General features: G+C 56.0%; 21 protein-coding genes and 1 riboswitch. Of the genes, 8 read left to right on the top strand and 13 right to left on the bottom strand.

What is annotated here, in order from left to right; genetic code table 11:
• Positions 1 to 6 precede the first annotated feature (6 nt).
• The 3 genes from PXT33_RS08280 to ligA form a co-directional block, all read right to left on the bottom strand.
• Positions 7 to 471, bottom strand: a complete 465-nt coding sequence (locus tag PXT33_RS08280) for a hypothetical protein (protein ID WP_120019879.1) — start codon at positions 469 to 471, stop codon at positions 7 to 9.
• Entirely contained in the window at positions 468 to 1,361 is an 894-nt protein-coding gene (locus PXT33_RS08285) for an ATPase, T2SS/T4P/T4SS family (protein ID WP_097775486.1), read from the bottom strand. Before PXT33_RS08285 ends, PXT33_RS08280 begins: the two co-directional genes overlap by 4 nt.
• Before the next feature lie 128 nt (positions 1,362 to 1,489).
• The gene (gene ligA, locus PXT33_RS08290; RefSeq protein ID WP_332376317.1) at positions 1,490 to 3,490 is read right to left on the bottom strand and encodes an NAD-dependent DNA ligase LigA; all 2,001 of its coding nucleotides are present in this window, start codon (positions 3,488 to 3,490) and stop codon (positions 1,490 to 1,492) included.
• 633 nt (positions 3,491 to 4,123) lie between these two features.
• Between ligA and PXT33_RS08295 the strand changes: the two genes are divergently transcribed.
• The 3 genes from PXT33_RS08295 to PXT33_RS08305 all read left to right on the top strand — a co-directional run bounded on the left by PXT33_RS08295 (position 4,124) and on the right by PXT33_RS08305 (position 8,502).
• Positions 4,124 to 4,699 (top strand): uracil-DNA glycosylase family protein, encoded by a 576-nt coding sequence (locus tag PXT33_RS08295; protein ID WP_005942018.1) that lies wholly within the window; start codon positions 4,124 to 4,126, stop codon positions 4,697 to 4,699.
• 70 nt (positions 4,700 to 4,769) lie between these two features.
• On the top strand, positions 4,770 to 5,855 hold the full coding sequence (locus PXT33_RS08300) for a hypothetical protein (RefSeq protein WP_097781765.1): 1,086 nt from the start codon (positions 4,770 to 4,772) through the stop codon (positions 5,853 to 5,855).
• A gap of 160 nt (positions 5,856 to 6,015) precedes the next feature.
• Entirely contained in the window at positions 6,016 to 8,502 is a 2,487-nt protein-coding gene (locus PXT33_RS08305) for an ATP-dependent DNA helicase (protein ID WP_332376319.1), read from the top strand.
• Positions 8,503 to 8,568: 66 nt separating this feature from the next.
• On the opposite strand, the gene PXT33_RS08310 is transcribed toward PXT33_RS08305, so the two are convergent.
• The 4 genes from PXT33_RS08310 to glyA all read right to left on the bottom strand — a co-directional run bounded on the left by PXT33_RS08310 (position 8,569) and on the right by glyA (position 11,977).
• Positions 8,569 to 9,540: a ketopantoate reductase family protein gene (locus tag PXT33_RS08310; RefSeq protein ID WP_097775482.1), complete on the bottom strand. Its 972-nt coding sequence runs from the start codon at positions 9,538 to 9,540 to the stop codon at positions 8,569 to 8,571.
• Positions 9,541 to 9,575: 35 nt separating this feature from the next.
• The gene (locus PXT33_RS08315) at positions 9,576 to 9,836 is read right to left on the bottom strand and encodes a heavy-metal-associated domain-containing protein (RefSeq protein WP_044953687.1); all 261 of its coding nucleotides are present in this window, start codon (positions 9,834 to 9,836) and stop codon (positions 9,576 to 9,578) included.
• Positions 9,837 to 10,106: 270 nt separating this feature from the next.
• A complete protein-coding gene (locus tag PXT33_RS08320; RefSeq protein WP_097775481.1) occupies positions 10,107 to 10,622 on the bottom strand; it encodes a cob(I)yrinic acid a,c-diamide adenosyltransferase in 516 nt (171 codons plus the stop codon).
• 101 nt (positions 10,623 to 10,723) lie between these two features.
• A complete protein-coding gene (gene glyA / locus PXT33_RS08325; protein WP_332376320.1) occupies positions 10,724 to 11,977 on the bottom strand; it encodes a serine hydroxymethyltransferase in 1,254 nt (417 codons plus the stop codon).
• Positions 11,978 to 12,227: 250 nt separating this feature from the next.
• On the opposite strand from glyA, the gene PXT33_RS08330 reads away from it, so the two are divergent.
• The 3 genes from PXT33_RS08330 to PXT33_RS08340 are packed head-to-tail and all read left to right on the top strand — an operon-like array spanning position 12,228 to position 14,292.
• Complete coding sequence (locus PXT33_RS08330) at positions 12,228 to 12,800, top strand: 5-formyltetrahydrofolate cyclo-ligase (RefSeq protein ID WP_332376321.1); 573 nt, start codon at positions 12,228 to 12,230, stop codon at positions 12,798 to 12,800.
• Positions 12,791 to 13,426 (top strand): cyclodeaminase/cyclohydrolase family protein, encoded by a 636-nt coding sequence (locus PXT33_RS08335; protein ID WP_154259869.1) that lies wholly within the window; start codon positions 12,791 to 12,793, stop codon positions 13,424 to 13,426. Before PXT33_RS08330 ends, PXT33_RS08335 begins: the two co-directional genes overlap by 10 nt.
• A gap of 11 nt (positions 13,427 to 13,437) precedes the next feature.
• Entirely contained in the window at positions 13,438 to 14,292 is an 855-nt protein-coding gene (locus PXT33_RS08340; RefSeq protein ID WP_332376322.1) for a tetrahydrofolate dehydrogenase/cyclohydrolase catalytic domain-containing protein, read from the top strand.
• Between the two features lie 107 nt (positions 14,293 to 14,399).
• On the opposite strand, the gene PXT33_RS08345 is transcribed toward PXT33_RS08340, so the two are convergent.
• Positions 14,400 to 15,353 (bottom strand): phospho-N-acetylmuramoyl-pentapeptide-transferase, encoded by a 954-nt coding sequence (locus PXT33_RS08345; protein WP_097775477.1) that lies wholly within the window; start codon positions 15,351 to 15,353, stop codon positions 14,400 to 14,402.
• A gap of 171 nt (positions 15,354 to 15,524) precedes the next feature.
• Here PXT33_RS08345 and PXT33_RS08350 point away from each other — a divergent pair, with 171 nt between their 5' ends.
• Positions 15,525 to 16,943 carry an MATE family efflux transporter gene (locus tag PXT33_RS08350; protein ID WP_332376323.1) on the top strand — a complete coding sequence of 473 codons (1,419 nt, stop codon included), beginning with the start codon at positions 15,525 to 15,527 and terminating at the stop codon, positions 16,941 to 16,943.
• Between the two features lie 126 nt (positions 16,944 to 17,069).
• Here the strand turns inward: PXT33_RS08350 and PXT33_RS08355 are convergent, their stop codons facing one another.
• Complete coding sequence (locus PXT33_RS08355; RefSeq protein ID WP_005941988.1) at positions 17,070 to 17,669, bottom strand: ECF transporter S component; 600 nt, start codon at positions 17,667 to 17,669, stop codon at positions 17,070 to 17,072.
• 150 nt (positions 17,670 to 17,819) lie between these two features.
• Positions 17,820 to 17,939, bottom strand: a riboswitch (FMN riboswitch).
• A 168-nt stretch (positions 17,940 to 18,107) separates the two neighbouring features.
• Between PXT33_RS08355 and PXT33_RS08360 the strand changes: the two genes are divergently transcribed.
• Positions 18,108 to 19,190: a mechanosensitive ion channel family protein gene (locus tag PXT33_RS08360; RefSeq protein ID WP_044953685.1), complete on the top strand. Its 1,083-nt coding sequence runs from the start codon at positions 18,108 to 18,110 to the stop codon at positions 19,188 to 19,190.
• A 238-nt stretch (positions 19,191 to 19,428) separates the two neighbouring features.
• Here the strand turns inward: PXT33_RS08360 and pta are convergent, their stop codons facing one another.
• The 4 genes from pta to whiA all read right to left on the bottom strand — a co-directional run bounded on the left by pta (position 19,429) and on the right by whiA (position 26,416).
• The gene (gene pta / locus PXT33_RS08365; protein WP_005941982.1) at positions 19,429 to 20,454 is read right to left on the bottom strand and encodes a phosphate acetyltransferase; all 1,026 of its coding nucleotides are present in this window, start codon (positions 20,452 to 20,454) and stop codon (positions 19,429 to 19,431) included.
• A gap of 381 nt (positions 20,455 to 20,835) precedes the next feature.
• A complete protein-coding gene (gene pfkA / locus PXT33_RS08370; RefSeq protein ID WP_005941980.1) occupies positions 20,836 to 21,810 on the bottom strand; it encodes a 6-phosphofructokinase in 975 nt (324 codons plus the stop codon).
• Between the two features lie 170 nt (positions 21,811 to 21,980).
• Positions 21,981 to 25,490: a DNA polymerase III subunit alpha gene (locus tag PXT33_RS08375; RefSeq protein ID WP_332376325.1), complete on the bottom strand. Its 3,510-nt coding sequence runs from the start codon at positions 25,488 to 25,490 to the stop codon at positions 21,981 to 21,983.
• Positions 25,487 to 26,416 carry a DNA-binding protein WhiA gene (gene whiA, locus PXT33_RS08380; protein WP_005941975.1) on the bottom strand — a complete coding sequence of 310 codons (930 nt, stop codon included), beginning with the start codon at positions 26,414 to 26,416 and terminating at the stop codon, positions 25,487 to 25,489. The genes PXT33_RS08375 and whiA overlap by 4 nt, the downstream gene beginning before the upstream one ends.
• Positions 26,417 to 26,426 lie beyond the last annotated feature (10 nt).

Genomic DNA, 26,426 nt, shown 5'->3' on the forward strand with positions numbered 1-26,426 from the left:
CTGCCACTACAAAAGAATCAGTGCTGCCACCGCGCCGGCTGCAAGGCCAAGCCTGCACGGTAAGCCTTGCCCGGATGCCGCTTTCTGCTGCGCCTGGTGCAGGAATGCTTCAAAACGGGCAGAGTAATAATCCAGTCGTTCGCATTCCTGTGCCGCTTCGCTTTGGCCAAGGCCGGCAAAGCACTGCTCAAAGCAAAGGCGTTCCGCATCATCAAATCTTTCCGGTGCCGGAATTTCCTGCAGTTTTGGCGCTGCATCGCTTTCCAGCAGCTTTTCCTGCACGAGACACCGCTGCAGTTGTTCCAGATCCAGCCTGCGGTAAGCAATCTCCTGCCGGATGCGCTGCAGCAGCTCCACGGTGCGCTGCAGCTGCAGGATATGCTGCTCTGTTCTGACCTGAAATGCCGAACCGGTCAGCCACCCGCACAGCAGGAGCAGTGCAGCCGCTGCCCAATGAAAAAGCCGCATCATACCGTGCAGACCTGCCGGACTTTTCCCGGCGCTGTGCAGCCGTGCAGCAGTACAAATGCACGCAGCATTCCATGCCGCTGTAGCGCCTGCACCTGCGGCCGCCGGGCGGCTTCTTCCACGCTTGCGGCATGGACGCTTGCAACAAAGTCCACCCCGCTGTAAAAGCCCTGTTCCAGCGCTGCAGTTTCGGCAAGCGTGCCCAGCTCGTCCAGCAAAATAACCTGCGGCGAAAGCGTGCGCAGTGCCATCTGCACGGCCCGTTCCTTAGGGATGCCGGACAGCAGATCCAGCGGCGGCATCTTCTCGGAATCACCCGGCGGAAAGATCTCGCAGCGCTCGTCCACCACGCAGGCTCGCCGCTGCATCCCGGCCAGTTCTCGTGCGATCTGACGCAGCAGCGTCGTCTTGCCGCTGTCCGGCTCGCCGACCAAAAGCATCCCAATAAAATGCTTTTTCAGTTGCACCAGAAGTTCGTCCGGCAGCTGTACCGGAACCGCCCTTGCAATGCGCAGGTTCAACCCCTGCACCTGCTGCAGAACCGTCTGGCCGTCGCGATCCACATAGCGTCCTGCCACACCCACCCGACAGCCGGAGGGTGTGGTCAGAAATCCATACGCAAGCTCCGTCTGGTGTGCATGTACCGCGCCGCCGCACAGGGTGTGAAAGATCTCTTCGATCTGAAACTGATCCAATACACGCTCCCTCAGCTGCAGCGGGCACTCCGGCAGGTCCTGCAGCGGGAGCTGCCGACCCGACAATGTAACAAAAACACCACAGCCTGTCCGGAACCGAAGTTCATGGATCTGCGCTGCCGTCTGTGCTGGCAGCTGTCCCAATGGCCCGGCCAGCCATGAGGGAAGCAGGCGTATCGCCCGATAATACTCATCCACACTGTCCTCTCCTTTTTCAGGCTCATTGCCTGCTATGAGTATATGCCTGTCCCTGCCGGATAGAACCTGCGGACATAAAAATATCCCCGCAGCACAAAACTGCGGGGATATCCATTGGAGCGGTTTTATCAGGTGTTTTCGTCGCTGATCATTGCCAGAAATTCTGCCTCGGTCAGCACCGGGATGCCAAGCGCCTGCGCCTTGGTCAGTTTGGAGCCTGCTGCCGTGCCTGCCACAACATAGGCCGTTTTCTTTGAAACAGAACCGCTAGCCTTACCACCGTTTTTCACGATCAGTGCTTCCGCCTCATTGCGGGAAAGAGTTTCCAGCGTGCCGGTGACCACCAGCGTTTTCCCTGCCAGCTTATCACCCTTCGGTTCGCCCTTCCACTGCATATTCAATCCGGCATCGGCCAGACGATGGACAAGGTCGGTCGTTCCCTCTTTTGCAAAGAATTCCACGACGCTCTGCGCCATTACGCCGCCAAACCCATCGATCTCGCTGATCTGCTCTGCACTTGCTTCCCGGACAGCCTGCAGCGTACCGAAATGCTCTGCCAGCAGGGCCGCAGCTTTATCGCCAATGTTGCGGATGCCAAAGCCGAACAGGAGCTTATCCAGATTGTTCTGCTTGGAAGCCTCGATGGCGTTCAGCAGGTTATCGGCGCTCTTTTCCTTGAACTTATCCAGCGTCAGCAGCTGTTCCCGCGTCAGCGTGTAGATATCCGCTGCGGAGTGCACCATGTCCTTCTCCACCAGCTGGGTGGCAACTGCTGTGCCAAGGCCCTCGATATCCATTGCATCGCGGGAAGCAAAATGGATGATATTGCGCAGTGCCTGTGCCGGGCACTCGGGGTTAACACAGCGCAGAGCTGCTTCATCCTCCAGATGAACAACTGGCGCACCGCAGGAGGGACAGACCGCGGGCATCTCATAGGGCTGTGCATCCTCTGCGTGATTGGTAACACCGATCACTTCCGGGATGATATCACCCGCCTTGCGCACCTGAATGGTATCGCCGATGCAAAGGCCAAACTGATGGATAAAATCCTCATTGTGCAGGGTCGCGCGGGCAACGGTAGTACCCGCCAGAAAGACAGGGTCAAAGCAGGCCGTCGGGGTAAGAACACCGGTGCGGCCAACTGCGACCTCAATGCTGCGCAGCGTTGTCTCCTTTACCTCTGGCGGATACTTAAACGCAATTGCCCAGCGTGGGAATTTGTTGGTGGAACCCATCAAATCGCGCTGTGCAAAATCGTTCACCTTGATTACTGCACCATCCATATCAAAATCCAGTTTGGCACGGTGCTGACCGATCTGCTCGATCTCGGCAATGGCCTGCTCAATGTCATGCACGATATGATAGCGCGGCGAGACCGGCAGGCCAAGGCTCTTGAGGTAATCCAGACTTTCAGCATGCTTGGTAAGCGTTTTGCCGCGGATCTGCTGCACATTGAAAACAAAGATAGAAAGGCCCCGGCTTCCGGTGATCTTTGCATCCTTCTGGCGCAGCGAACCGGCAGCCGCATTGCGCGGATTTTTAAAGGGCGCTGCACCCTGCAGCTCCTGCTCCGCACACAGCTTCTGGAACGCGCCATGCGGCATATATACCTCACCGCGCACTTCCAGAAATTCCGGTGCATCCTTCAACTTTTTGGGAATGCTGCGGATGGCGCGGACATTGGCGGTCACGTCCTCGCCCACCACGCCATCGCCGCGGGTAGAGGCACGAACCAGCTCACCGTTTTCGTATTCCAGACTGCAGGAAAGGCCATCGATCTTGATCTCCACCACATACTCCGGCTCTATGCCGGCTTCCCGCACGCGGCGGTCAAAATCCCGCAGCTCATCATACGAAAATGCATCCAGCAGGCTTTCCATTTTTACCGCATGGGTCACCTTGGGCAGCTTGCTGCTGGCCGTGCCGCCTACCTTCTGGGTAGGCGATGATGCCGTGACCAGCTGCGGAAACTGCGCTTCCAATTCTTTCAGTTCCCGGGTCAGAGCATCATACTCAAAATCTTCAAGCTCCGGGGCATCCTGGTCATAGTAAAGCCGATTGTTTTTCTCAATCACAGCGCGCAATTCTTCCACGCGCTTTTTTGCCTGTTCCAACTCCAAACGTTCCACTCTCCCGCTATCCGGTTTCTCCCGCGCTGCCGTCCGGCACTACCGCCTGAAAATGCATCGCAGAAAACTATTTTGATTATAACACATCCAGCCGCGCTCTGCAAAGAGAAAACGGATACAATTTGTATAAGTGCTTTGAAATCTGCACGTGTAATCGTTTTCAATCATCGCTGCGGATTGATTTAAAATCAACACGTGGAGATACTCTTTGTTTATTCTTTTAATAAAGCAACGTATTATCGTGTGATTTCTCAACATCCATGACGAGTGAATCGTCCTGTGGTATCGTTAAGTCACCAGCCAAAACACACACAGAAAGGGCAACGCATTCGTCGTGAATGCTTCAGGCCTTTACCCCCGGCATCGTCCTCATGATGGTCGTGTTCCGTTCGTCACCACGGCAAAGAAAGCCGGTGTGGATGAGCATGTCATTAAAAAGATTGTCGGCCACTGTATTGATGATGTTGCCGAAAAGTCGTATACTAAAAGAGGCATTGAAAGAGGCATTGAGTGGATTCGTCATTTCATGCAATGCATCGTACCATCCTAGATTTTGTACTATTATTTTAGGAGAAAAGCTGTTCCGATTTGTGAATTAAGTATCATACCGTTTCAAGAGGAGATCAAGCTGCCATGGATTGGGAAACATTAAGATCAAGCTGTCTTGCCTGCACCCGCTGCGAGCTGTGCAAGACCCGCACCAATGTGGTGTTCGGTCAGGGTGTGGAAGATGCCGAAGTTCTGTTTGTGGGCGAAGGCCCCGGCCAGAATGAGGATGAGCAGGGTCTGCCCTTTGTGGGGCGCAGCGGCCAGCTGCTGGACAAATATCTGTTTGCCATCGACCTTGACCGCACGAAGAACTGCTATATTGCAAACATCGTCAAGTGCCGCCCGCCGCAGAACCGTGACCCCCAGCCTGCTGAGAGCGAAGCCTGTATGCCCTGGCTGCGGGAGCAGTTCCGCCTGCTGAAGCCAAAGATCGTGGTCTGCCTTGGCCGCATTGCCGCCCAGCGGATGATCCGAAAGGATTTCTCCGTGACCAAGGAGCATGGCCAGCTGTACGAAAAGGGCGGCATCCTGTTCATGGGTACCTTCCACCCCGCCGCTCTGCTGCGCAGCCCGCAGAACAAGCCTGCAGCCTTTGCTGATTTTACTGCCCTGCGGGACAACATTGAAACGGTGTGCAAACACACCTATCATAAAGACTGAATCATTCCCGCTGCAAGAACCAAACACCTTCCTTTTGCATACTCTAAAACAAAAAGAGAGGTGTTCGATTATGGAAACTGCACGACATGATTCCATTGATTTCTTTCTGGGTGCCACAACGCCTGCCGGTTTCAAGGGCTATTTTGAACCGCTGCGCCACGAACCCGGTATGCAGATGTACCTGATCAAAAGCGGGCCGGGCTGCGGCAAATCCACCCTGATGAAGCGGCTTGCCCGTGCTGCCGAACAGCGCGGCGAACTGACGCAGCGCATCCACTGTGCCAGCGACCCGGACAGTCTGGACGGCGTGATCCTGCCCGGGCAGCACAGGGCCATCGTGGATGCCACTGCGCCCCATGTGGTGGAGCCGGATGCTCCCGGTGCGGACGAAGTGGTGGTGAGTTTGTACCACACTATCGATGCAGAAAAGCTGCACCAGTGCACCGATGAGGTCAAGGCGCTGTTTGCCCGCAACGCCCTGCTGCGCAGCCGCGCTGCACGATATATTGCATCGGCAGGCAGCCTTTTGCTGGACAGCCGCCGCGCCGAAGCCTGCAGCGCCAATTTTGACAAGGTGCGCCGTTATGTCAAACGGCTGTGCACCCGGGTGATGCCGCGCACGGAAGGCATTGGCAGCGAAGAGCTGCGCCTGCTTTCCGCCGTCACCCCCAAGGGTGAAATGTTTTATCAGGGCACTGCACAGGCATTGGCGGATAAGTTTATCGTGTTCCGGGATGACTACGGCGCGGTGTCCCGCCTGCTGCTGGAGCTGATTCGTGCCGAAGCCCTGACGCGGGGCTACCACATTATTACCTGTCCATGCGCCATGCACCCGGAGGATAAGATCGACCATATCCTGATCCCGGAGTTGAAGCTTGCCTTCCTGACGGATAATCGCTGGCATCCGGTGCATCTGCCCAGTGTGCAGGCTGTGCGGTGCACCCGCTTCCTTGACAGGGAAAATCTGGCAGCGTACCGGGCACGGCTGCGCTTTAACGAGCGTGCTGCCGCCGAACTGCTGGAACAGGCCAGTGCCCTGATGGCACAGGCCAAGAGCTGCCACGATGAGTTGGAGACCTATTACCGTGCAGCGGTGGATTTTGGCAAAGTGGATGAAGCGGCAGCAGAATGCATGGAGATGTTCGGCCTGAAATAATCAGTTTACGTCGACGAACCGGGAGTTTCTCTGAAGACCGTCCGCTGGGGTGGGACCCTGTTGCCGTGAGGCAATAGGGCGGGCGATGGAATGGCCCGAATCGTGTCTGAAGAGAAATTACCGGTTCGTCAGTGTATCCCAAAAGCGGAGGTGAAATGCTTTGGCAACGGTTCATCTGCCCATCCGGCAGCTGGTGGAATTTCTGCTGCGGACCGGCAGCATTGACAGCCGGTTTACGGGGTTTGACCGTGCACTGGAAGGTGCCCACATCCACCGCAAATTGCAAAAAGCTGCCGGAGACGGCTATCAGGCTGAGGTATTTCTCTCCGTAGAGCGGCAGGCAGAGGACATCACTTTTACCCTTGAGGGCCGGGCTGACGGCATTTTTACCGATGAGACTGGCACGGTAGTCATTGATGAGATCAAGACCACCGCTGTGCCGCCGGAAGAGATCACTGAGGATATGAACCCCTGCCACTGGGCACAGGGCATGGTGTACGGTGCCATTTATGCCACACAGCAAAGCCTGCCGGAACTGAACGTCCGGCTGACTTATTATCAGATAGACACCGATCAGATCATCCGCTTTATCCGCCGCTTTACGCAGCAGGAGCTGGATGAATTTCTTGACAAATTATTGTGCCAGTATGCTCCGTGGGCGCAGCGCCGGATAGCGTGGGATGTAAAGCGTACTCAGAGCCTTGCGGCACTGCAGTTCCCGTTTGCGCAGTACCGGCCCGGACAGCGGGCTATGGCGGGCGAGATCTACCGCGCCTGCCGCGCTGGCAAGACCGCCGACTGCAAGGGCGGTACGCGGCTGTTCTGTCAGGCTCCTACCGGCATTGGCAAGACCATGAGCGCGCTTTTCCCCGCGCTGAAAGCCATGGGCGAAGGCAACGGAGAAAAGCTGTTCTATCTCACGGCCCGCAACACGACCCAGACTGCCGCCGAGGATGCCTTGACCCGGCTGCATACGGCCCAGCCAGAGCTTGCCCTGCGCAGTGTGACGTTGACCGCCAAGGAAAAGGTCTGCCTGCATCCGGACGCAGAGGGACATCCCGCCTGCCTGCCGGAGCTTTGTCCCTACGCCAACGGCTACTACGACCGCATCAAGGATGCACTGACAGCTCTGCTGGACGGTACCGGCAGCTTTGACCGCGCAGCGCTGGCCGGGGCGGCAAAGCGTTTTTCGGTGTGTCCCTTTGAACTGGGGCTAGACCTGAGCGAGTGGTGCGATGTGGTCATTGGGGATTACAATTACCTGTTCGATCCGGTGGTGCACCTGAAGCGGTTCTTTGATTCTTCCGGCGACTGGTTGTTTTTGGTCGATGAAGCACATAACCTGCCCGACAGAGCCAGAGCAATGTATTCTGCACGCTTTTGTAAAAGCAGCCTGACCGAGGCAAAACGCGCATTGGGCAAGGGCAAAAGTGCTTTAAAGACCGCTCTGACCAAAGCAGACAAAGCCCTGCTGGAAGCCCGGAAAGCCTGCATACAGCTTGCACCCCGGCACAGCAGCCAGACCGATGCCGCAGACCCGGCACAGACCAGTCTTTTGCCTGAAAACACTGCCCCCGCACTGGAACTACCCGAACCGCTGTATGCACAGGACAGTACTGTGTTTTTGCAGGAGCCGCCCTCTGCCCTGCTCAGTCCGCTGCGGGCCGTACAGGCACCTTTGCAGGACTGGCTGGAAGCGAACCCGGATGCCGAAGTACATGCACAGTTGCTGGAGCTTTATTTTGCTGTACAGGACATCACCCGTGCCGCCGAACGATACGACAGCCACTTTGTCACTCAGCTTACCGCGCGCGGCAGAGAGCTTGAATTGCAGCTGCTGTGTCTGGACCCGGCACCTTTTGTGGATGCCAGCCTTGCCGCAGGGCGCAGCGCAGCGCTGTTCAGTGCAACACTGGCTCCGCCCTCGTTCTACCGCAGTGTTCTGGGCTGCAGCGGTGCACGTGCCGTCGCACTGGACAGTCCCTTCCCGGCTGAAAATCTGGGGCTGTATTGCCTGCCGAATATCTCTACCCGCTACCGCGACCGCGAAGCCAGCGTGCAGGCAGTTTCGGATGCACTGGCCCGGCTGGTGCAGGCCAGAACCGGAAACTACTTTGCCTTTTTCCCAAGCTACGCATATCTGCGGCAGGTACACGAAGATTTTGCAGCACGTTACCCGGGCATTCGCACCCTTGTGCAGGAAAGCCGTCTGGATGATGCCGCTCGGGCTGAATTTCTGGCTCAGTTTGTGCCGGACCCGGCCGAAACACTTCTGGGTTTTGGCGTGATGGGCGGTATCTTTGGTGAGGGAGTTGATCTTGCAGGCAGCCGCCTGATCGGGTGCGCCATTGTGGGTGTGGGCCTGCCGCAGGTAAATCCGCAGCAGGAAATGCTGCGCCGTTATTATGACGCACAGAACGGCTTTGGATTTGATTATGCCTACCGCTATCCCGGCATGAACAAGGTACTGCAGGCCGCAGGGCGCGTGATCCGCACGCCGGAAGACAGAGGTGCGGTGCTTTTGCTGGACGACCGGTTTGCCCAGCAGGAATACATCCGGCTGTTCCCTCCTCACTGGCGGCATATCCGCTATCTGCGCAGCTGCGAAGAGCTGGCCGCTGCCCTGCAGGACTTCTGGAATAAATGAGACCCAAGCAAAAAGGCACTGCCGCACCCAAAACAGGAGCGGCAGTGCCTTTGCTTCTTTTTTGTTTTATTTTGCTGCTTTCCGGTTCTGCTGCAGGCTATCCCACGAGGGCATTTCATTGCGCAGCTTTTCCCACATGGGCATTGCCGTGCCGGTCTGCCTGCGCAGAGCATCGAACGCTTCGTCCAGATACTTCATTTCGGACACTGCGTGCATGGCGTGATCCGAAACGCACAATCTGCCCAGCGGTGTTTTTGTCATGGTAAACACCATCGCTTCCATCTTACGGCGGGCCGATGTGCCGGGCTGGAAATTATCGGTGTTGTTGGCATCGTTCACCGGGATGCCCGCATCCTTGAGCATCAGGCAGGCTTCATAGGCGGCATCCAGAATGGCGCCGCGCTGCTGCTTGGTGGCCCGGTGCAGATCGCCGTTGCAGGCATAGCATACATAGCACGCCGGCAGAACGAATGCAATGTGGCACTTGAGCCATTCATCCATATCGCCATAGAAGGTCAGCTTGTATTTTGCACCGTCAAAGGCGGTCTTGAGCCGGGTTCGGAAGGTGCCAGAAAGCGGAGTTGTGGCACCGCCCACCGTCATGCCAGCACTGGCGTACACACTGACCACATGGTCGTGTTCACGGCGGCCTGCCGTGCCCTGAAAGCCGAATGCGATCTTATCCGCCGGGCGCTGCATGAATTCCAGCACCTGCTTTGCCTGCGGGTTGTTGCCCACAAACACAAAATACTGGCTCTTGTTGGCCTTGAGCACAGGAAGCACATCCGGCAGCTGGCCCGCCTGCACGACCACAAAGACGAGATCATAATAATCATCCGGGGCGAGAGTGTCCACGGTTTTGATCCGTTCCGTTGTGGTCTTGCGCTGCACCCAGTGGCGGATGACCAAACCCTTCTGGTCGATCATTTCCTTCCACTCTCCGCGTGCAAGAAGCGTGACAACGTTCTTTTTGTTCTGCATCAGCACATGGGCCAGCTCGCAGCCCAAAACGCCTGCACCGTAAACCAGAATCCTCATCCAGATACGCCTCCCTTATGTGTGTTAAGGTTTGCTTACTTTTTCAAAAACGAGAAAAAGCCTTTTTTCTCGTAAGGTGCACTGCTTACGCCCTTGACCTCATAGCCGGTTGCATTGATGGCATCCCGCAGCTTCTGCTCGTCCAGCGGCTGTTCCGAGTGGATCACCGTCTGGGCTTTTGCCTGCGAGGACGACACCCTTTTCACCTCCGGGAAGGCCTTGCGCACGGCTTCGTTGACATGGCTCTCGCACATGCCGCACATCATACCATCTACTTTTACGATCGTTTCAATCATTTTATTCTCCTCCAGATCTTCTGCGCGCATCGGCCCGTTGACGCAGAATCTGTTAGGAAGCGCTAACCGCAGTTTCAAACAAAACGCCGCCAGGAACTGCCCGGCAGCGGTGCGGAGCGGTTCCCTGTTCTGTGGTGGGTCTGCTCAGAAAATGCACGCATGATTTCTTGTCTTCATCATATCACACCAGTGGGCTAAATGCAAGATGATAAATACCCCATCCCGGTTTTTGCGCTTTTCACTCATGCACCCGGTATCCTGCTGCCGTGGTCAGTATTCAATGCCCTGCCGGGCGGAAATTCCCCTCTGATAAGGGTGGCGGTGGCACTTCATCTCCGTGGCATAGTCGGCGGCATCCAGCATCCACTGCGGCGCAGCATGGGCAGTAAGCACGCATTCCTGCTCTGCCGGGCGTTCCAGCACAGCCTTTTGCAACAGGGCTTTATCCACCATATCCAGTTCCCATGCGCTGCCCGCTTCGTCCAAAATCAGCAGGTCGGCAGGGTCGGCCATGGCAGCTGTGAGGTTCGCATTCTGCAGCTGGCGGGTGGCTTCCTTTTCCGCTTCGTTCATCTGGAACACGAATTTCTGCCCCGCCTTGCCGCGGTACACCTTTGCACCCAGCTGTTCCAGCAGCGGCACCTCGCCGCTTTTGCCGCCTTTGAGGAACTGCAGGATCACCACCCGCTTTCCGCTGCCCATGGCCCGCAAAGCAAGGCCCATGGCAGCGGTGGTCTTACCCTTGCCATCACCGTAATATAGATGTAACAGTCCTGTACGCTTCATGGTCATTTCTCCTTTTGTCTTTGCGTTTATGGTAACACAAACCCAGCAAAAAAGGAAGAGGAAGCACCCGAAGGCGCTTCCTCTTTCAAACAATGCGATATTTACTGATACAGAGGGAAATCCCGGGTCAGCTTCAGCACACGGTCACTGATCTCGTCCTTCTTCTCGTCGTAGTGCCAGATGCAATCGGCGATGCAGTCGGCGATCACCTTCATCTCGGCCACGCCCATGCCGCGGGTGGTAACAGCCGGGGTGCCCAGACGCACGCCAGAAGTCACGAACGGGCTGCGAGTCTCGCCGGGGACAGTGTTCTTATTGGCGGTGATGTGCACGCTGTCCAGACGTGCTTCCAGCTCCTTGCCGGTGCACTCCTCGTCACGCAGGTCGATCAGCATGAGGTGGTTGTCGGTGCCGCCGGATACCAGCTTGACACCGCGTACCTGCAGCTCTGCTGCCAGAGCCTGTGCATTCTCCACGATCTTGCGGGCATATTCCTTGAACTCCGGCTTCAGTGCTTCACCAAAGCAGACAGCTTTTGCGGCGATCACATGCTCCAGCGGGCCGCCCTGGGTGCCGGGGAACACGGCAGAATTGATGCGCTTTGCAAGAATGGGATTGTTGGTCAGGATCAGACCGCCGCGGGGGCCGCGCAGGGTCTTGTGGGTGGTGGTGGTAACAACATCAGCATACGGCACAGGGCTCTGGTGATAGCCGCCTGCCACCAGACCGGCAATGTGGGCCATATCCACCATCAGATATGCACCATAGCCGTGGGCGATCTCAGCAATCTTCTCAAAATCGATGGCACGGGGATATGCAGACGCACCGGCCACGATCAGCTTGGGGCGCACCTTCTTAACCTGCTTTTCCAGCTCAGCATAGTCGATCACGCCGTCGGCATTGACACCGTAAGAGACAAAGTTATAGTTCTTGCCGGACATGTTTACCGGAGAACCGTGGGTCAGATGGCCGCCCTGAGACAGGTCCATGCCCATGACAGTATCGCCCAGATCCAGCAGAGCAAAATAAACTGCCAGATTGGCCTGTGCACCGGAGTGGGGCTGAACATTGGCATATTTTGCGCCGAACAGCTTGCAGGCACGCTCGATGGCAATGTTCTCCACCTCGTCCACATAGACACAGCCGCCATAGTAGCGCTTGCCGGGCAGGCCCTCGGCGTACTTGTTGGTCAGGATGCTGCCCATTGCGGCCATGACGGCGGGAGAGACGATGTTCTCACTGGCGATCAGTTCAATGTTCTGGCGCTGACGGTTCAGCTCGCGATCCATGGCTGCGGCCAACTCCGGATCAACGGTATTGACCAGACCGATGGTGTCCATCATTTCATTGTACATAATATTCTACCCCTCTCAATTTCCGGAGAAAGCCCCGGATCTCTGGATCTCTTCAAGCCACCCTGCTCCGCGCACGAACCGAATTGCTTTCTTTTATCATAGCAGAAAGCTGCAGAATCTTCAACTTCCATTTTGCCAAAAGGCTTGCTTTTTTCGTCTGAAGTGTTTATTATACTTGTATAAAAATGCAGTGTCGTTTTTGTATATTTTTCAAGTCAGTCAACCTTCAGATGAAGCGAGGTGTTCTCTGGTGACGGTCAGTGAAGCAAAGCAGACCCAGCGCAAAGCGGGCCGTGCCGCACGCAAGGCTCTCGGCCCGGAAGAACGCAAGGCTGCAAATGCCGCTTTGTGCGCATTCCTCTGGCAGCTGGCTGCCGTGCAGAATGCGCAGACCATCCTGCTGTACGCAGCGTTTGGTTTTGAAGCCGACCTTGCTGCCTTTGCCGCCGAAGCAGCAGCTCAGGGCAAAACGCTGGCCTATCCGGTGTGCGGCGAGGCGTATTCCCTTACAGCCGCTGTGCCCGGCCCGGACGGCTGGGAGATGGGACAGTACGGCATCCGCACCCCCATCCTGAGCCGGTCGGAGATTCTGCTGCCGGAAGCGCTGGATCTGATCCTTGTACCCTGCACGGCTTTTGATGCAGACTGCTTCCGGGTCGGCATGGGCAAGGGCTATTACGACCGGTATCTTCCCCGCTGCAAAAACGCGGTGAAGATCGGCATTGCATTTGAGGCACAGCGGGTGGAACATGCTGCTGTAGACGAGCACGACCAGCGGCTGGATGCCTATGTAACAGAGAGGGGTATTTACAAATGGAAATGACTAAGCTGAGCTGTGAGAAATTTCTCGCAGAGCTGGCCAGCAAAGCCCCCACGCCGGGCGGCGGCGGAACGGCGGCGCTGGTGGGTGCTGCCGGTGTAGCGCTGGGTAATATGGTGGGCAACCTGACCACCGGCAAAAAGAAATATGCCGCCGTGGAAGCAGACATTCAGGCCCTGAACACAAAGGCCGATGCCCTGCGCAAAGAGCTGGAGGTGCTGGTGCAGGCCGATGCCGATGCCTTTGCGCCGCTGGCTGCGGCCTACGGCCTGCCCAAGGACACACCAGAGCAGGCTGCACACAAAGCCGCCGTGCTGGAAAAGGCGCTGGATGCCGCCTGTGCCGTGCCACTTGAGATTATGGAAAAGTGCGCCGAGGGCATTGCTCTGGTGGAAGAATACGCCGCCAAAGGCAGCGTGATGGCCGTCTCGGACGCAGGCTGTGCAGCCGCTCTGTGCAAGGCAGCCTTGCAGGCCGCAAGCCTGAATGTGTTCATCAACACAAAGCTGATGGCAGACCGTGAGCGCGCTGCTGCGTTGGACGCAAAAACAGACAAACTGCTGGATGAATTTGTGTCGCGGGCAGACGCTGTTTTTGCATCCGTGACGAACAAATTGCGGAATAAGTGAGGAAAAATATTATGGCAACGATTTTGAAGGGCGCACCCGTTGTAGCCGCTATGAACGAACGCAATGCGGCGCTGTGTGAGCAGCTCAAGGCAAAAGGCATCACTCCCACGCTGGCCGTGGTGCGTGTGGGTGAGCGGGAGGACGACCTCTCCTACGAGCGCGGCGTGATCGCCCGCTGCGGCAAGGTGGGTGTGGAGGTAAAGCAGTTTCTTCTGCCCGCCGATGCTTCGCAGGACGATCTGCTGAAGGTGATCGCCGAGGTGAACGCAGAGGATACCATCCACGGATGCCTGCTGTTCCGTCCGCTGCCCAAGCAGTTCAATGACCGCACTGTGCGTGCGGCGCTGGCTCCGGAAAAGGACATTGACGGCATCACGGACGATTCTCTGGCCGGTGTGTTCACTAATACCGATCTCGGCTATGCTCCCTGCACCGCGCAGGCCTGCCTTGAGATCTTGAAGTATTACAACATTCCGCTTTCCGGCAGGCGCGCTGTCGTAGTGGGCCGTAGCCTTGTGGTAGGCAAGCCCGCAGCCATGATGCTGGACCGCGAGAACGCCACCGTGACCATCTGCAATTCCCGCACGCAGAACCTGCCCGCCATCTGCAAGGAAGCAGATGTGGTAGTAGTGGCCATGGGCAAGATGGGCGCCGTGGGTGCCGACTGCCTGCGTGAGGGCCAGACCGTGGTAGACGTGGGCATTCATGTGAACGAAAATGGCAAGCTGTGCGGTGACGTAAAGTTCAGCGAAGCAGAGCCGGTAGTGGATGCCATCACGCCGGTACCCGGCGGTGTGGGCACTGTGACCACCTCGGTGCTGGTGGGCCATGTCGTGCAGGCTGCAGTCAAAAAGGCCGGGCTGTAACGAATGATAGAACTATAAAATAAAAGACGCTTGATACACTGCTGTATGCTTCCCTGCCGGGAAAACATATTCAGACAAGACCAAGCGTCTTTTTTGATTGCTATATTTTAGCCGCGGACAATGAGCAGCAGCAAAGCCGAAGCCACACACTGCATGATCAGCCAGCGGGCCACCACCTGCTCGTCGCTCCAGCCCTTATTCTTGCGGGCGTGGTCGTGCAGAGGGGTGCGGGTGTTCTTGAGGATGGAAATGTGCAAAAAGCGCTTCAGGCTGATCTTCAGGATGCCCAGACTGCCATCCACGATGAACACGATGGCTGCCAGCAGGAAGGCAAACGGATGGCCGCATTTGAGGGACAGCATTGCGATAAAGAAGCCCATTGCGCGGCTGCCGGCATCGCCCATCAGCAGGCTGGACGGCTTTGCGTTGGACCACAGATAGGCCAGCAGCGCACCCATGAACACAACGCCTGCGGTGCCGTACTCGGCCAGCTCTGTTTTATAGGCCAGCAGGTAGGTGCCGATGGTCACCACTGCAACACTTGCCGAAAGGCCGTCCACGCCGTCGGTGCAGTTGACCACATTGATGCTGGTCCAGATCAGAATAACGATCAGCAGCAGGTACACAGCATACGGCAGAGTGAAACTCCACTGCAGGAAATTCACACCGCAGCCGTTGAAGTTGAGGTAGGTCACACCTGCAACAATGGCAATGGCAAAATCAATGATACCCTTTTTATACTCGTTCCATGCAGTTTCAGCAGCATCATCAAAGTAGCCGGACAGCATGGATGCAATGAGCAGGATGGTGTAGATGACGTATTCCACCTTGAACGGCAGGAATGCCAGCGATACCAGTGCGATGCACAGCACGAAGATCAGGCCGGAACCACGGGCCTTACCCTTGGAAAGCGCACCGTTCACCGCAAACTCGCGGCCATGGTCGTGCGGAAGCTTATCGTGAAAAACGGAGTCCATCAAAGCCGTAAGGGCAAACGCCAGCAGGAATGCCAGAGCATCGACACCGCGCTGTCCTACGACCGAAAGCAGTAATTCGATCATATTCAAAGTTCCTCTTTCTTTTATGTTTGTGAGAGAAGTGTATCACGCTATCCATAAAAAATCAATCATTCCCGGAGAAAAATCCACGTTTGATTGACTTTCTGCAGCGCCGCACTTATAATAGTATATCAGTCTGTCGAAAAAGTTTTTGTTTCTATAAAAGGAGAACTCATGTCCATCTCTCTTGAGCAGCTTTCGGCGCAGATGCGCCGGGGCGAACAGGTGCCGCTACGGCACACCATGCAGGTGGTGCTCACACTGAGCATCCCATCCATCCTGCAGCAGATCGTGGTAACTGCGGTGGAGTACATCGACGCAGCCATGGTGGGGCATATTGGTGCATCTGCTACGGCATCCATTGGCATCGTCAGTTCCAGCACGTGGCTCATGCATGGAATGCTGGCCGGTCTATATATGTCCTTTGCCATTCAGGTAGCACAGTATCTGGGTGCAGACCGGCAGAACGATGCACGCGGTGTATTGCGCCAATCTATGATCTTCAACCTTGTGGTGGGCCTCGCAGCTGCGGCCTTCGGCATTGGCATCAGCCGTTTTCTGCCCGGATGGCTGGGCGCCGACCCTTCCCTGCAGGCGGATGCATCGGCCTACTTTGCCATCTGGTCGGCTTCCCTGCCCTTTTTGATGATCATGGGAACCTACTCTTCCATGCTGCGTTCCTCCGGCGATGCCCTGACACCGGGCCTTATCAGCGTGCTGACCTGCGTGCTGGATGTGATCTTTAACTTCTGCCTTATCAATCCCACCCGTGAGATGGTGGTGTTTGGCCGCACAATGACCGTCTGGGGCCTTGGCTGGGGGGTACCGGGCGCAGCACTGGGCACCGCCCTTGCTACCGCTATCAGCGGTGTGCTGACCCTTGCCATCCTACTGCTGCGGGACGGCCCGCTGTGCATCCACAAGCCCGGCTCCTGGCACATTACCAAAGCCTGCCTGCAGAACCTGTGGAAGGTAGGCGCACCGCTGGCTGCAGAGCGTGCAGTTCTTTCCTCGGCGCAGGTGCTGCTCATCCGCATCGTATCCGGCCTTGGCACCACCGCCATTGCTGCCAACAGTCTGGGCGTGAGCGCCGAAAGCCTGTGCTACATGGCAGGCTATGGCATTCAGGATGCATCCCTTGCACTGGTGGGGCAGGCCGTGGGCGCAAACCGTCGGGATATGGCAAAAAACTTTGCCTGGCTGTGCACCGGCATGGGCATAGGCATCATGGCGCTGACCGGTGTTGGCATGTACATTTTTGCGCCAAACCTGATGGGTATTTTCACCGCAGATGCGGCAGTTATTGCGCTGGGCGCACAGGTGCTGCGCATTGAAGCACTGGCCGAACCGATGTTCGGTGCCAGTATCGTTGCCAGCGGTGCCATGCAGGGTGCCGGAGACAGCACGGGATGCTTTGTGCTGAACCTTGTCAGCATGTGGGGCATCCGGCTCACGCTGGCTTCCCTGCTGGCTCCGCATTTTGGGCTGGTGGGCGTATGGATGGCCATGAGCTTTGAGCTGACCATGCGCGGTGTGCTGTTCCTTGTGCGGCTGGTACGCGGCAGATGGCTGGACAAAGGGGCATTAGCCTGATCGACCGCTGGCGGATATATTTTCCTCTGAATAACAGCTCCCCGGCCGGGAACCGCACTGCGGGACCTGACCGGGGAGTTTTGCTGTGGTTATACGATTTGAGAAGAAGAAAAAATGGAGAACAAGTTACTTTCTGCCGTGCAGGATGGGAGACAGCGGCTTGTAGATCAGCATACACAGCACTGCATCCAGCAGGCCTTTGACCAGCGTGAAGGGCATATTGAAGATGACAAGGCACTTGATGAGGCTGTCTGCAGAAGGCAGGATGGCCTGATACATGCCGAGGATGGCTTCCAGCGGCATGTGGTAGAACTGTACATAGGCCGGATAGGTGATGAAGTAGTTGGACGGTACGCTGAACACAGCCATGGCTGCAGCGCCTGCAATAGCACCAATGATGGCGGTCTTGCGGCTCTTGTGGTGCTTATAGATAACGCCTGCCACAGCGGAGAAAACCGCACCCAGCATGAAGTTGCACAGCTCGCCCACGCATGCAGTGGAAGTGCCCTTGATAACGATGTGCAGCAGGTTCTTCATAAAGCTGATGACCACACCGTACACCGGGCCGAGAGCAAAGGCACCCAGCAGAGCCGGCAGGTCAGAAAAGTCCATCTTGACGAAGGACGGAATGAGCATCGGAATGGGAAACTCAATGAACATCAGGATAAAGGCCACCGCGCTGAGCATGGCGGCAACAGTAAGATTGTGAGTCGTGCTTTTTTTCATGGTAATGATCCTTCCCGGGGTAAGATGCCCCTTACAAAAATTGTTCCGAAAGCTCTTTTCGTATCTTGTTTTTTGGAACGGGAAGGACAAATAGAAAAGCGCCCTGCTGCAACAAAAACACTGCAACAGGGCGCGTAGACAACGATTTGCCTGCCGTTTCTTGCATCCGGACTATACCGTTGGTCCCGGAGTTGCACCGGGTCAGCACCCTTGCGGGTGGTCGCGGACTTTACCGCCAGTGGGGAATCTCACCCCGCCCTGAAACGAACTTTCTGGCACAAAGTATAGCGTGGCAGGCCCAGCTTGTCAAGAGGGCATCTTAAAATTTGTGCAAAAAATGTCAAAGTAACTCTTTCAAGCGCCCTTCTCTGTAAGCTCTTGCCCGGGTGGGTGCGGTATGGTATCATAGATGGGTCGTATAAAATTCAGGAGGTTATCATGATCTTTTCTATTCGTGATCTTTCGTTTGAGCTTGGCTCTGTACTGCTGGAGGGCTGGTTTGCACTGGCTGCGCGCGCAGGGTGCGCACTGCTCATTCTGCTTGCCGCATGGCTGGTACGCCGCTGGCTGAGCAAAAGGGGCATTCCGGCATTGCTGGCCCGCAAGTGGCACTTTAACGGCACTCCCATCCTGCTGCGCAGCTTTGCGGTACCCATCCAGCGCATGTGCACTGCGGTTGGCGTATATCTGGCGGCAGCTTCCCTGCCCTGGGCCATTCCCGGCATTGCCAAGCTGCTGTTGGTCTGCTTCCGCCTTGTCATGACCCTGCTGGTCTGCGAAGGCCTGTATGCGGCATCGGATCTGGCCGACCTGCTGCTGGCTTCCTGCAGCCCGGAGATCCGCTCCAACAAAACACTCTGCTCTTTGCTGGACACCGCCTACAAGGTGCTGGTGATCGTGCTGTGCGTGGCAGCGTTGGCACAAGAAGTGGGCTTTCCCATCGGCAGCATTGTCGCCGGTGCCGGTCTGGTTGGTCTGACCATCTCGCTGGCCGCACAGGAAAGCGCCAGCAACCTGTTTTCCGGCATCGTGATTCTGCTGGACAAGCCCTTCTCGGTGGGCGACTGGATCACTGTGGGCGATGTGGAAGGCGAAGTGATCGACATCAACTTCCGTTCCACCCGCATCCGCTCGCTGGATAAAACCATCAATGTGGTGACGAACAGTAAGATCTGCTCTTCCACCGTGCAGAACGCCGCCCTGCGCACCATGCGGCCCTACAAGTTCAATCTGGGTGTCACCTATGGCACCACCCGCCCGAAGCTGGAACAGCTGATGAAAGACTTGCAGACCATGCTGGACGCAAGCCCTTACACCAACAAGGGTACCAACATCGTACAGCTTGCAAACTTTGGCGATTCCAGCATCAACATTCTGGTCTCCGCCTACCTGCTGACCAACGCCTACGCGGAATTTTTGCAGATGCAGAACGACCTGAACCTGAACATTATGGACATCATGCAGGCCGACGGTGTGGATTTTGCGTTCCCCTCCACCAGCGTGTATATCGAAAAGAACTGAGCAAACCTGTAATGGGGCTGTTGCAAAATAGCGCTAACGAAAAGCGGAAAGCAAAAATCTCATCTTTTTCCCTCAAAAAGAGTAGAATTTTTCGGAACTGAAAATGCAAAAAGCTGAGCACCTGCTTTTTCACAGATGCTCAGCTTTTCTATACTCATTTTTTGAAATCTGCCTTTGAGACCTCAACATTCTGCCCGTTTTGTACGGTGAATGCGGCGGCTATTTTCAATCAGTCAGCTCAAGACTGGCAGGCAGTGATCAGGCTCATCTTGTAGACCTCGTCGGCGTTGCAGCCACGGGACAGGTCGTTGATGGGAGCGTTCAGACCCTGCAGGATGGGGCCGTAAGCTGCATAACCACCCAGACGCTGAGCAATCTTATAGCCGATGTTGCCGGCCTCGATGCAGGGGAAGATGAAGGTGTTGGCCTGACCAGCCACCTTGCTGCCCTTGCACTTGACCTGTGCAACTTCGGGAGCAACGGCAGCGTCAAACTGCAGCTCACCGTCCACAGCCAACTCGGGATCCATTTCCTGAGCCTTGATCACAGCGTCATGGCTCAAAGCAACGGTGCCGCCCTTGCCGGAGCCCTTGGTGGAGAAGCTCAGCACAGCAACCTTCGGATCGATGCCGAACAACTTTGCGGTCTTAGCGGTCTCAATAGCAACCTCAGCAAGCTTTGCAGAAGCGGCGATCTTGACCTCGCCGGTAGCCTTATCAATGGTATCGGTATAGTCGATGTTAACAGCACAGTCGCCCATGGCAATGCGCTTCAGGCCCTCTTCACCGCAGTCACGGTCCAGAATGAAGCAGGAGCTGACCAGATGTGCGCCCTTCTTGGTCTTGACCAGCTGCAGAGCGGGACGAATGGTGTCGGCAGTGGAGTAAGTAGCGCCGCCCAGCAGGCAATCAGCCTTGCCCATCTTCACCAGCATGGTGCCGAAGTAGTTGGACTTCTTCAGCAGAGCGGTGCACTCCTCAGCGGTCTGCTTGCCCTTGCGCAGCTCCACCATGGTGTTGACCATCTCATCGAAACCGGCATAGTTCTCGGGGTCGATGATCTCGGCAGCGGAAATATCAAAGTTACCGGCGGCAGCAGCAGCCTTGCACTCAGCCTCGTTGCCCACCATGACGACCTTCAGCACGCCCTCGGCCAGCAGCTTTGCAGCGGCCTCCAGAATGCGGGGATCATTGCCCTCGGTGAAAACGATCGTCTTAGGATTTGCCTTCAGCTGTGCTACCAGCGGTGCAAACATATCAGCCATTGTGATTACCTCCGAATTTACTTTCCAATATTCACATCCAGATATCTGTTGGACACAAGGATGCCTTTCTCTTTTATTCTAGCACATACGGCAAAAAGTTCAAGACAAAATTGGCTTTTTGTGCTACAATTTTTGCCTCACGCATCATCGTTATTTTCCTGCCAAAGTAGTAAAACACGCCCTGCGTATTCCTTCACAATTTCCCGTAATCCACCTTCCACAAATTTCAATTTTAAGCTATGCACTTTTCATCCACGATTTTTCTTTTTTAAAATGCAGAAAGCTCCAGTCAGTTCATATATTTTTTGCGTTAAAACGCAAAAAAGAGCCGTCCTCCCGATTCTTCGAGAGAACAGCTCCATAGTATTGGCTTTATAAATATCAGATAGAAATGGTGTTACACACGTCGATCAGCACCGGGTCAAGCGTCTTAGTCATTTCAAGAGCTTCATCCACAGGGTAATCCACCAGCTTTTCGCCCTTCATGCCGACGATGCGGTTATACTTACCCTGCTCCAGCAGGCACACGGCATGGTAGCCCATTGCAGAAGCGTTCACACGGTCACGCAGAGTGGGAGAACCACCGCGCTGGACATGACCCAGAATGGTGGCGCGGGAGTCGATGCCGGTGCGTGCCTGAATCTCGTTTGCGATTTCCTGTGCATGGCCGACACCCTCGGCAACAATAATAATGAAGTGACGCTTGCCGGTCTTCTGAGTCTCAGCGATCTTATCCAGAATATCACGCTGCATGTCAAATTCCTTCTCCGGCAGTAGAACAGCCATAGCGCCGGAAGCAATTGCAACATTCAAAGCAATATAACCGGCGTTGCGGCCCATGACCTCGACCACACTGCAGCGGTCGTGGCTCTGGGTGGTATCGCGCAGCTTGTCGATCATCTCCAGCGCGGTGTTCATGGCGGTATCGTAGCCAATGGTGTAATCGGTGCAGGAAATATCGTTGTCAATCGTGCCGGGCAGACCGATCATCGGAATGCCGCGGTGGGCCAGCTCACGAGCGCCGCGGTAAGAACCGTCGCCGCCAATGACCACCAGCGCATCAATGCCCAGTTCGCGGCACTTCTCTGCACCCTTGTCCTGACCTTCCTTGGTCTTGAATTCCAGACAGCGGGCGGTATACAGAATGGTACCGCCTGCAGAGATGATGTTCGACACACTGCGCAGGTTCATCTCAAAGCATTCGCCGTTCAGCAGGCCATTGTAGCCACGCTGAATGCCGATCATGCGGTAACCCTTATGCAGGCCGGTACGGACTACGGCGCGCACGGCAGCGTTCATGCCAGGAGCATCACCACCGCTCGTCAATACGCCAATCGTTTTGATCTGCTTTTCCATACGAGAGTTTCCCTCCAATTTGTTTCTTCATTTACCCAATGGTATCACAGCGCTCTCCGTTTTAACGCTGTCCAAAGCACTTCATTTGCCTTGAATCATTATAACACAAACGCCTTATTTTGGAAACAGCCATCCCGCCGGATTTGCGTTAAGATTCGTGCACGGAAATGTCATTTTGTTGCAATGTTGTCCGTTCCGACCAGCCTTTCCAGCTCTTTGAACAGCAGCGGATGGCCGGATGCGTACAGATGGCGCGGCACACGCAGATACTGCTTGGTATCGGTCAGATACAGGAGCACCGGCATGTCCCCATCAAAAATGCCAAGCAGATTGACCACCTTTGCATATTCCCTGCTGCTGCGGGAAGGCACACGGATATACAGCTTCTTTGCTGCCGTTTTCATCGGGTCCGGCCTGCCGTTATCCAGTCGGGCCGGATCGTAATTTTCGATCGGGACGATGCTCTCTGCCAGCAGCTTGGAAGCTTCATCCTCCCGTACCGACAGTCTGCCATCGATCACGACGACTGCATTTTCGTGCAGTGAATCCCGGAAAGCATCCAGCACCTTTGGGAATACGATCACTTCCATGGTGCCGGTCAGATCTTCTACGCTGGTAAAAGCCATCATGCTGTTGGACTTTGTGGTCATCATGCGGCTTTTTACCACCGCGCACACAATGCGCACTTTTTCTCCATCCTTCACATGGGCATCTTCCCCTGTAAGATCCTTGATGGTGTGGGATGCAATGCGTGCCGATTGTTCCCGGTAAGCATCCAGCGGATGACCGGACAGATACAGGCCGCTGACTTCCTTTTCCTGCTGGAGCAGTTCCTTATGGCTGTATTCCGGCAGCTGCTTTATTTCATAGTTATCCTCGGAAGCACCGCTCTGTGCTTCCCCGCTCATCACCGAGAACAGATCCAGCTGTCCATCCAGATTGCGCCGAGAGTCGGTCTCAATGCTCTTCAGAATGCCCTCTACGGCCTCCACATGGCTGTGGCGGTTGTTGCCCAGATGATCGAATGCGCCGGCCTTGATGAGGCACTCCACTGCCCGGCGGTTCAGTTCATTGCCATGCATCCGCTTGCAGAAATCGTACAGGCTGGTGTAAGGCTTCTTCTGCCGCCCCTTCACCACATTCTCGATCAGGTTGCGGCCCACATTTTTGACCGCATTCAGGCCAAAGCGGATCTGACCGCTTCCATCCGCCGTGAAGCCGCCGTTGGAAACATTCACATCCGGCGGCAGCACCTTGATGCCAAGGCGGGCACACTCGCCGGAATATTCAATGACCTTATCCGTGTTATCCAGCACACTGGTCAGCAAAGCCGCCATGAACTCACTGGGATAATGGCACTTGAGGTAGGCCGTCTGGAATGCCACATAGGCATAGCAGGCCGCATGGCTCTTATTGAACGCATATGAAGCGAAACTGGACATTTCATCGTAGATCTCATTGGCCACTTTCTCAGAGATGCCGTTTGCCACACAGCCGGGACATTCGTTGCCGGGATCGGTGCAGCCGTACACAAAGTGCTCCCGCTCGGCCTCCATGACGGCATGTTTCTTTTTGCTCATGGCACGGCGGACATTGTCTGCCTGACCAAAAGAAAAACCTGCCAGCTCCCGGAAGATCTGCATGACCTGCTCCTGATAGACGATGCAGCCATTGGTCACATCCAGAATGTGGGCCAGCTGTGGGGTCTTATAGCTGATTTTGTCCGGCTCGTGGCGGTTGCGCAGGTAGGTGGGGATCGAATCCATGGGGCCGGGACGGTACAGGCTGATCAGAGCGATAATGTCTTCTAGGTTCTGCGGCTGCAGGCCCACAAGCACCTGCTTCATGCCGGAAGATTCCAGCTGGAACACACCCTCGGTGTCTCCCTGCCCCAGCATCCTGTAGGTGTCCGGGTCGTCGTAATCCAGCTTCTGGATGGAGAACTCCGGGTGGTGCTTCTGCACAGCAGTTTCCGCGTCATGAATGACGGTCAGCGTGCGCAGGCCCAGAAAGTCCATCTTCAAAAGGCCAAGTTCTTCGATCTCGGTCATGTTGAACTGGGTCACAGGCAGGCCGTCGTTGGTGGCCAGCGGCAGATAGTAGTCCGTAGGCTCCGGGGTAATGACGACACCCGCCGCATGGGTGGAAGCATGGCGGGGCATGCCCTCCACCTTCAAGGCCGTGTCGATCAGCTCTGTGACCTGCGGGTCGGTATCGTACATCCGCTTAAGTTCCGGCGATACCTCCAACGCACGCTTCAGCGTCATTTTCAGCTCCATGGGCACCTGCTTTGCCACAACATCTACCTGCTGATACGGAATGCCCATCACGCGGCCCACATCGCGGATGGCGTTGCGGGCGGCCATGGTGCCAAAGGTGACGATTTGAGCCACATGGTCTGCACCATATTTCCGGTTGACGTAATCGATCACTTCCTGACGGCGCTCGTAGCAGAAGTCCACATCAAAATCTGGCATACTGACGCGCTCCGGGTTCAGGAAGCGCTCAAAGATCAGGTTATAACGGATGGGGTCGATATCCGTGATGCCCACGCTGTAAGCCGCAATGCTGCCTGCGCCGGAGCCACGGCCCGGGCCTACCGGGATACCCTGACTCTTGGCGTAGTTCACGTAGTCCCACACGATAAGATAGTAGTTCGTGTAGCCCATCTTTTTGACCACGCCGATCTCGTATTCCAGACGGTCTTTGTTGGCCTGCGGAACATTGGGGCCGTAGCGGCGCTCCAGACCTTCCCAGCAGAGCTTTTCAAAAAACGCCTGATTATCCATACCGTTCGGCGCTTTGTAATATGGAATTTTAGTATGTCCAAAATCAAAATCAAAGTTACACTGTTCGGCAATTTTGGCGGTATTCTCGCAGGCTTCCGGCACCATGGAGAACAGCTCGTACATTTCGTCTGTCGTTTTGACATAGAACTCGTCGGTCTGGAACTCCATTTTATCCGCATCCTGAATGGTCTTTCCGGTCTGGATGCAGAGCAGGATGCCCTGCATTTTGGCATCCTCCTTGCGCAGATAGTGGGAGTCGTTGGTGGCTGCCATGGGAATGCCGGTCTCCCGTGCAAGCTTGATGAGCTGCGGCAGCACAGTATTATCCTCTTCCAGACCATGGTCCTGAAGCTCGATATAATAGTTTTCCTCGCCGAAGAGGTCTCGATACCACAGCGCTGCTGCTTTGGCGCGCTCATAATCGCCCGCCAGAATGGCCTGTGGAACTTCGCCTGCCAAACAGGCCGACAGACAGATCAGACCTTCGTGATATTTTTCCAGCAGTTCCTTATCAATGCGGGGCTTGGAATAAAAGCCCTCCACAAAGGCGGCCGACACCATTTTGATCAGGTTTTTGTAGCCGGTCTCATTTTTGCACAGCAGGATCAGGTGGTTGTTGCCGTCGATCTTATTTACCTTGTCAAAGCGGGTGCGGGTGGCCACATACACCTCACAGCCGATGATGGGCTTGATGCCAGCCTTTTTTGCAGCCTTATAAAACTGCACGCAGCCGTACATCACGCCGTGGTCGGTGCAGGCAATGGCGGTCTGTCCGCACTCTTTTACGCGATCCATCAGCTGGTCAATGCGGCAGGCACCATCCAGCAAGCTGTACTCTGTGTGGATGTGCAGATGGACAAAAGGCCGGGTATTGGCTAATGCTTCGCTCATGCTTTTGCCTCCTGTTCCAGATTCTGCCGCAGATTTTCGGCCAATGCCTCCAGCTTCTTCATCCGGTGCGACAGGCCGGATTTGCTCACGGGTGGCTCAAAGCAGCCGCACAGCGCTGTGAGCGAAAGATCCGGGTACTGCATCCGCTTGGCAGCGGCCTCCTGCAGTACCTCCGGCAGAGTGCTAAGGGCATCCTGCTCTTCCAGAAAGCGGATGGCCTTCAGCGTCTGCGCATTGGCACGGGCCGTTTTGCCAAGGTTTGCCGTATCACAGTTGGTCTGTCGGTTGGTCTGGTTGCGCACCTGTTTGAAGGCTTTTTGTGCATGCATTTCCTCTGCAGCGTTTCCAGCGCCCATAAAGCTGAGCAGACGTTCCACATTGGCCCCGGTCTTGACGTAGATCAGGTTCACGCCGTTGCGGCGGGTGCGGTGCGGTGCAAACTCATGCTCTGCCAGCAGCGCTTCAAAGTCCCGTGCCAGATTGGTGCGGGAGGTAAGAAATTCCAGATTATATTCTTTCTGCGGATCAATGACCGTTCCACTGCACAAAAAAGCTGCGCCAATGTACGCACTGACGCAGGTCTGACAGCGGATAAGGCGGGGATCGATCTGCAGGCTGGTCTCGCTGCCCGTGGTGCCGAACAGCTCGTGCACCCGGGCCACCTGCTCCGGTGCGCGGATGTTGAATTCATACAGCACGCCGCTGGGCCGCTGCTTGTGCAGGATCTCGCCCTGCACGCCGCAGCGTGCGAACAGCTGCTGGGCAGCCTGCACCGTCTCCTGCTGCTCGGTTTGCACCACCAGACCCTTTGCATCAAAATATTTGGCAAAGCACGCAATGCCATAAGCTGCCGCACGCACACAGCAATCCTTCTGGATACTGCGCTGCGCGATCTCCTCCCGCGCGCGGGATGCAAAACTACTCATACTTCCTCGA

This window comes from Faecalibacterium taiwanense (genome assembly GCF_036632915.2).
Lineage (GTDB): Bacteria > Bacillota > Clostridia > Oscillospirales > Ruminococcaceae > Faecalibacterium > Faecalibacterium taiwanense.

Bases quoted from the DNA above. Each gene is read 5' to 3' on its own strand.
- PXT33_RS08340 (WP_332376322.1), top strand. From the start codon at position 13,438: ATGGCAACGATTTTGAAGGGCGCACCCGTTGTAGCCGCTATGAACGAA.
- pfkA (WP_005941980.1), bottom strand. From the start codon at position 21,810: ATGGAAAAGCAGATCAAAACGATTGGCGTATTGACGAGCGGTGGTGAT.
- glyA (WP_332376320.1), bottom strand. From the start codon at position 11,977: ATGTACAATGAAATGATGGACACCATCGGTCTGGTCAATACCGTTGAT.
- PXT33_RS08350 (WP_332376323.1), top strand. From the start codon at position 15,525: ATGTCCATCTCTCTTGAGCAGCTTTCGGCGCAGATGCGCCGGGGCGAA.
- PXT33_RS08375 (WP_332376325.1), bottom strand. From the start codon at position 25,490: ATGAGCGAAGCATTAGCCAATACCCGGCCTTTTGTCCATCTGCACATC.
- PXT33_RS08280 (WP_120019879.1), bottom strand. From the start codon at position 471: ATGATGCGGCTTTTTCATTGGGCAGCGGCTGCACTGCTCCTGCTGTGC.
- PXT33_RS08320 (WP_097775481.1), bottom strand. From the start codon at position 10,622: ATGAAGCGTACAGGACTGTTACATCTATATTACGGTGATGGCAAGGGT.
- PXT33_RS08310 (WP_097775482.1), bottom strand. From the start codon at position 9,540: ATGAGGATTCTGGTTTACGGTGCAGGCGTTTTGGGCTGCGAGCTGGCC.
- PXT33_RS08300 (WP_097781765.1), top strand. From the start codon at position 4,770: ATGGAAACTGCACGACATGATTCCATTGATTTCTTTCTGGGTGCCACA.
- PXT33_RS08355 (WP_005941988.1), bottom strand. From the start codon at position 17,669: ATGAAAAAAAGCACGACTCACAATCTTACTGTTGCCGCCATGCTCAGC.
- pta (WP_005941982.1), bottom strand. From the start codon at position 20,454: ATGGCTGATATGTTTGCACCGCTGGTAGCACAGCTGAAGGCAAATCCT.
- PXT33_RS08360 (WP_044953685.1), top strand. From the start codon at position 18,108: ATGATCTTTTCTATTCGTGATCTTTCGTTTGAGCTTGGCTCTGTACTG.
- PXT33_RS08335 (WP_154259869.1), top strand. From the start codon at position 12,791: ATGGAAATGACTAAGCTGAGCTGTGAGAAATTTCTCGCAGAGCTGGCC.
- PXT33_RS08345 (WP_097775477.1), bottom strand. From the start codon at position 15,353: ATGATCGAATTACTGCTTTCGGTCGTAGGACAGCGCGGTGTCGATGCT.
- PXT33_RS08295 (WP_005942018.1), top strand. From the start codon at position 4,124: ATGGATTGGGAAACATTAAGATCAAGCTGTCTTGCCTGCACCCGCTGC.
- PXT33_RS08315 (WP_044953687.1), bottom strand. From the start codon at position 9,836: ATGATTGAAACGATCGTAAAAGTAGATGGTATGATGTGCGGCATGTGC.
- whiA (WP_005941975.1), bottom strand. From the start codon at position 26,416: ATGAGTAGTTTTGCATCCCGCGCGCGGGAGGAGATCGCGCAGCGCAGT.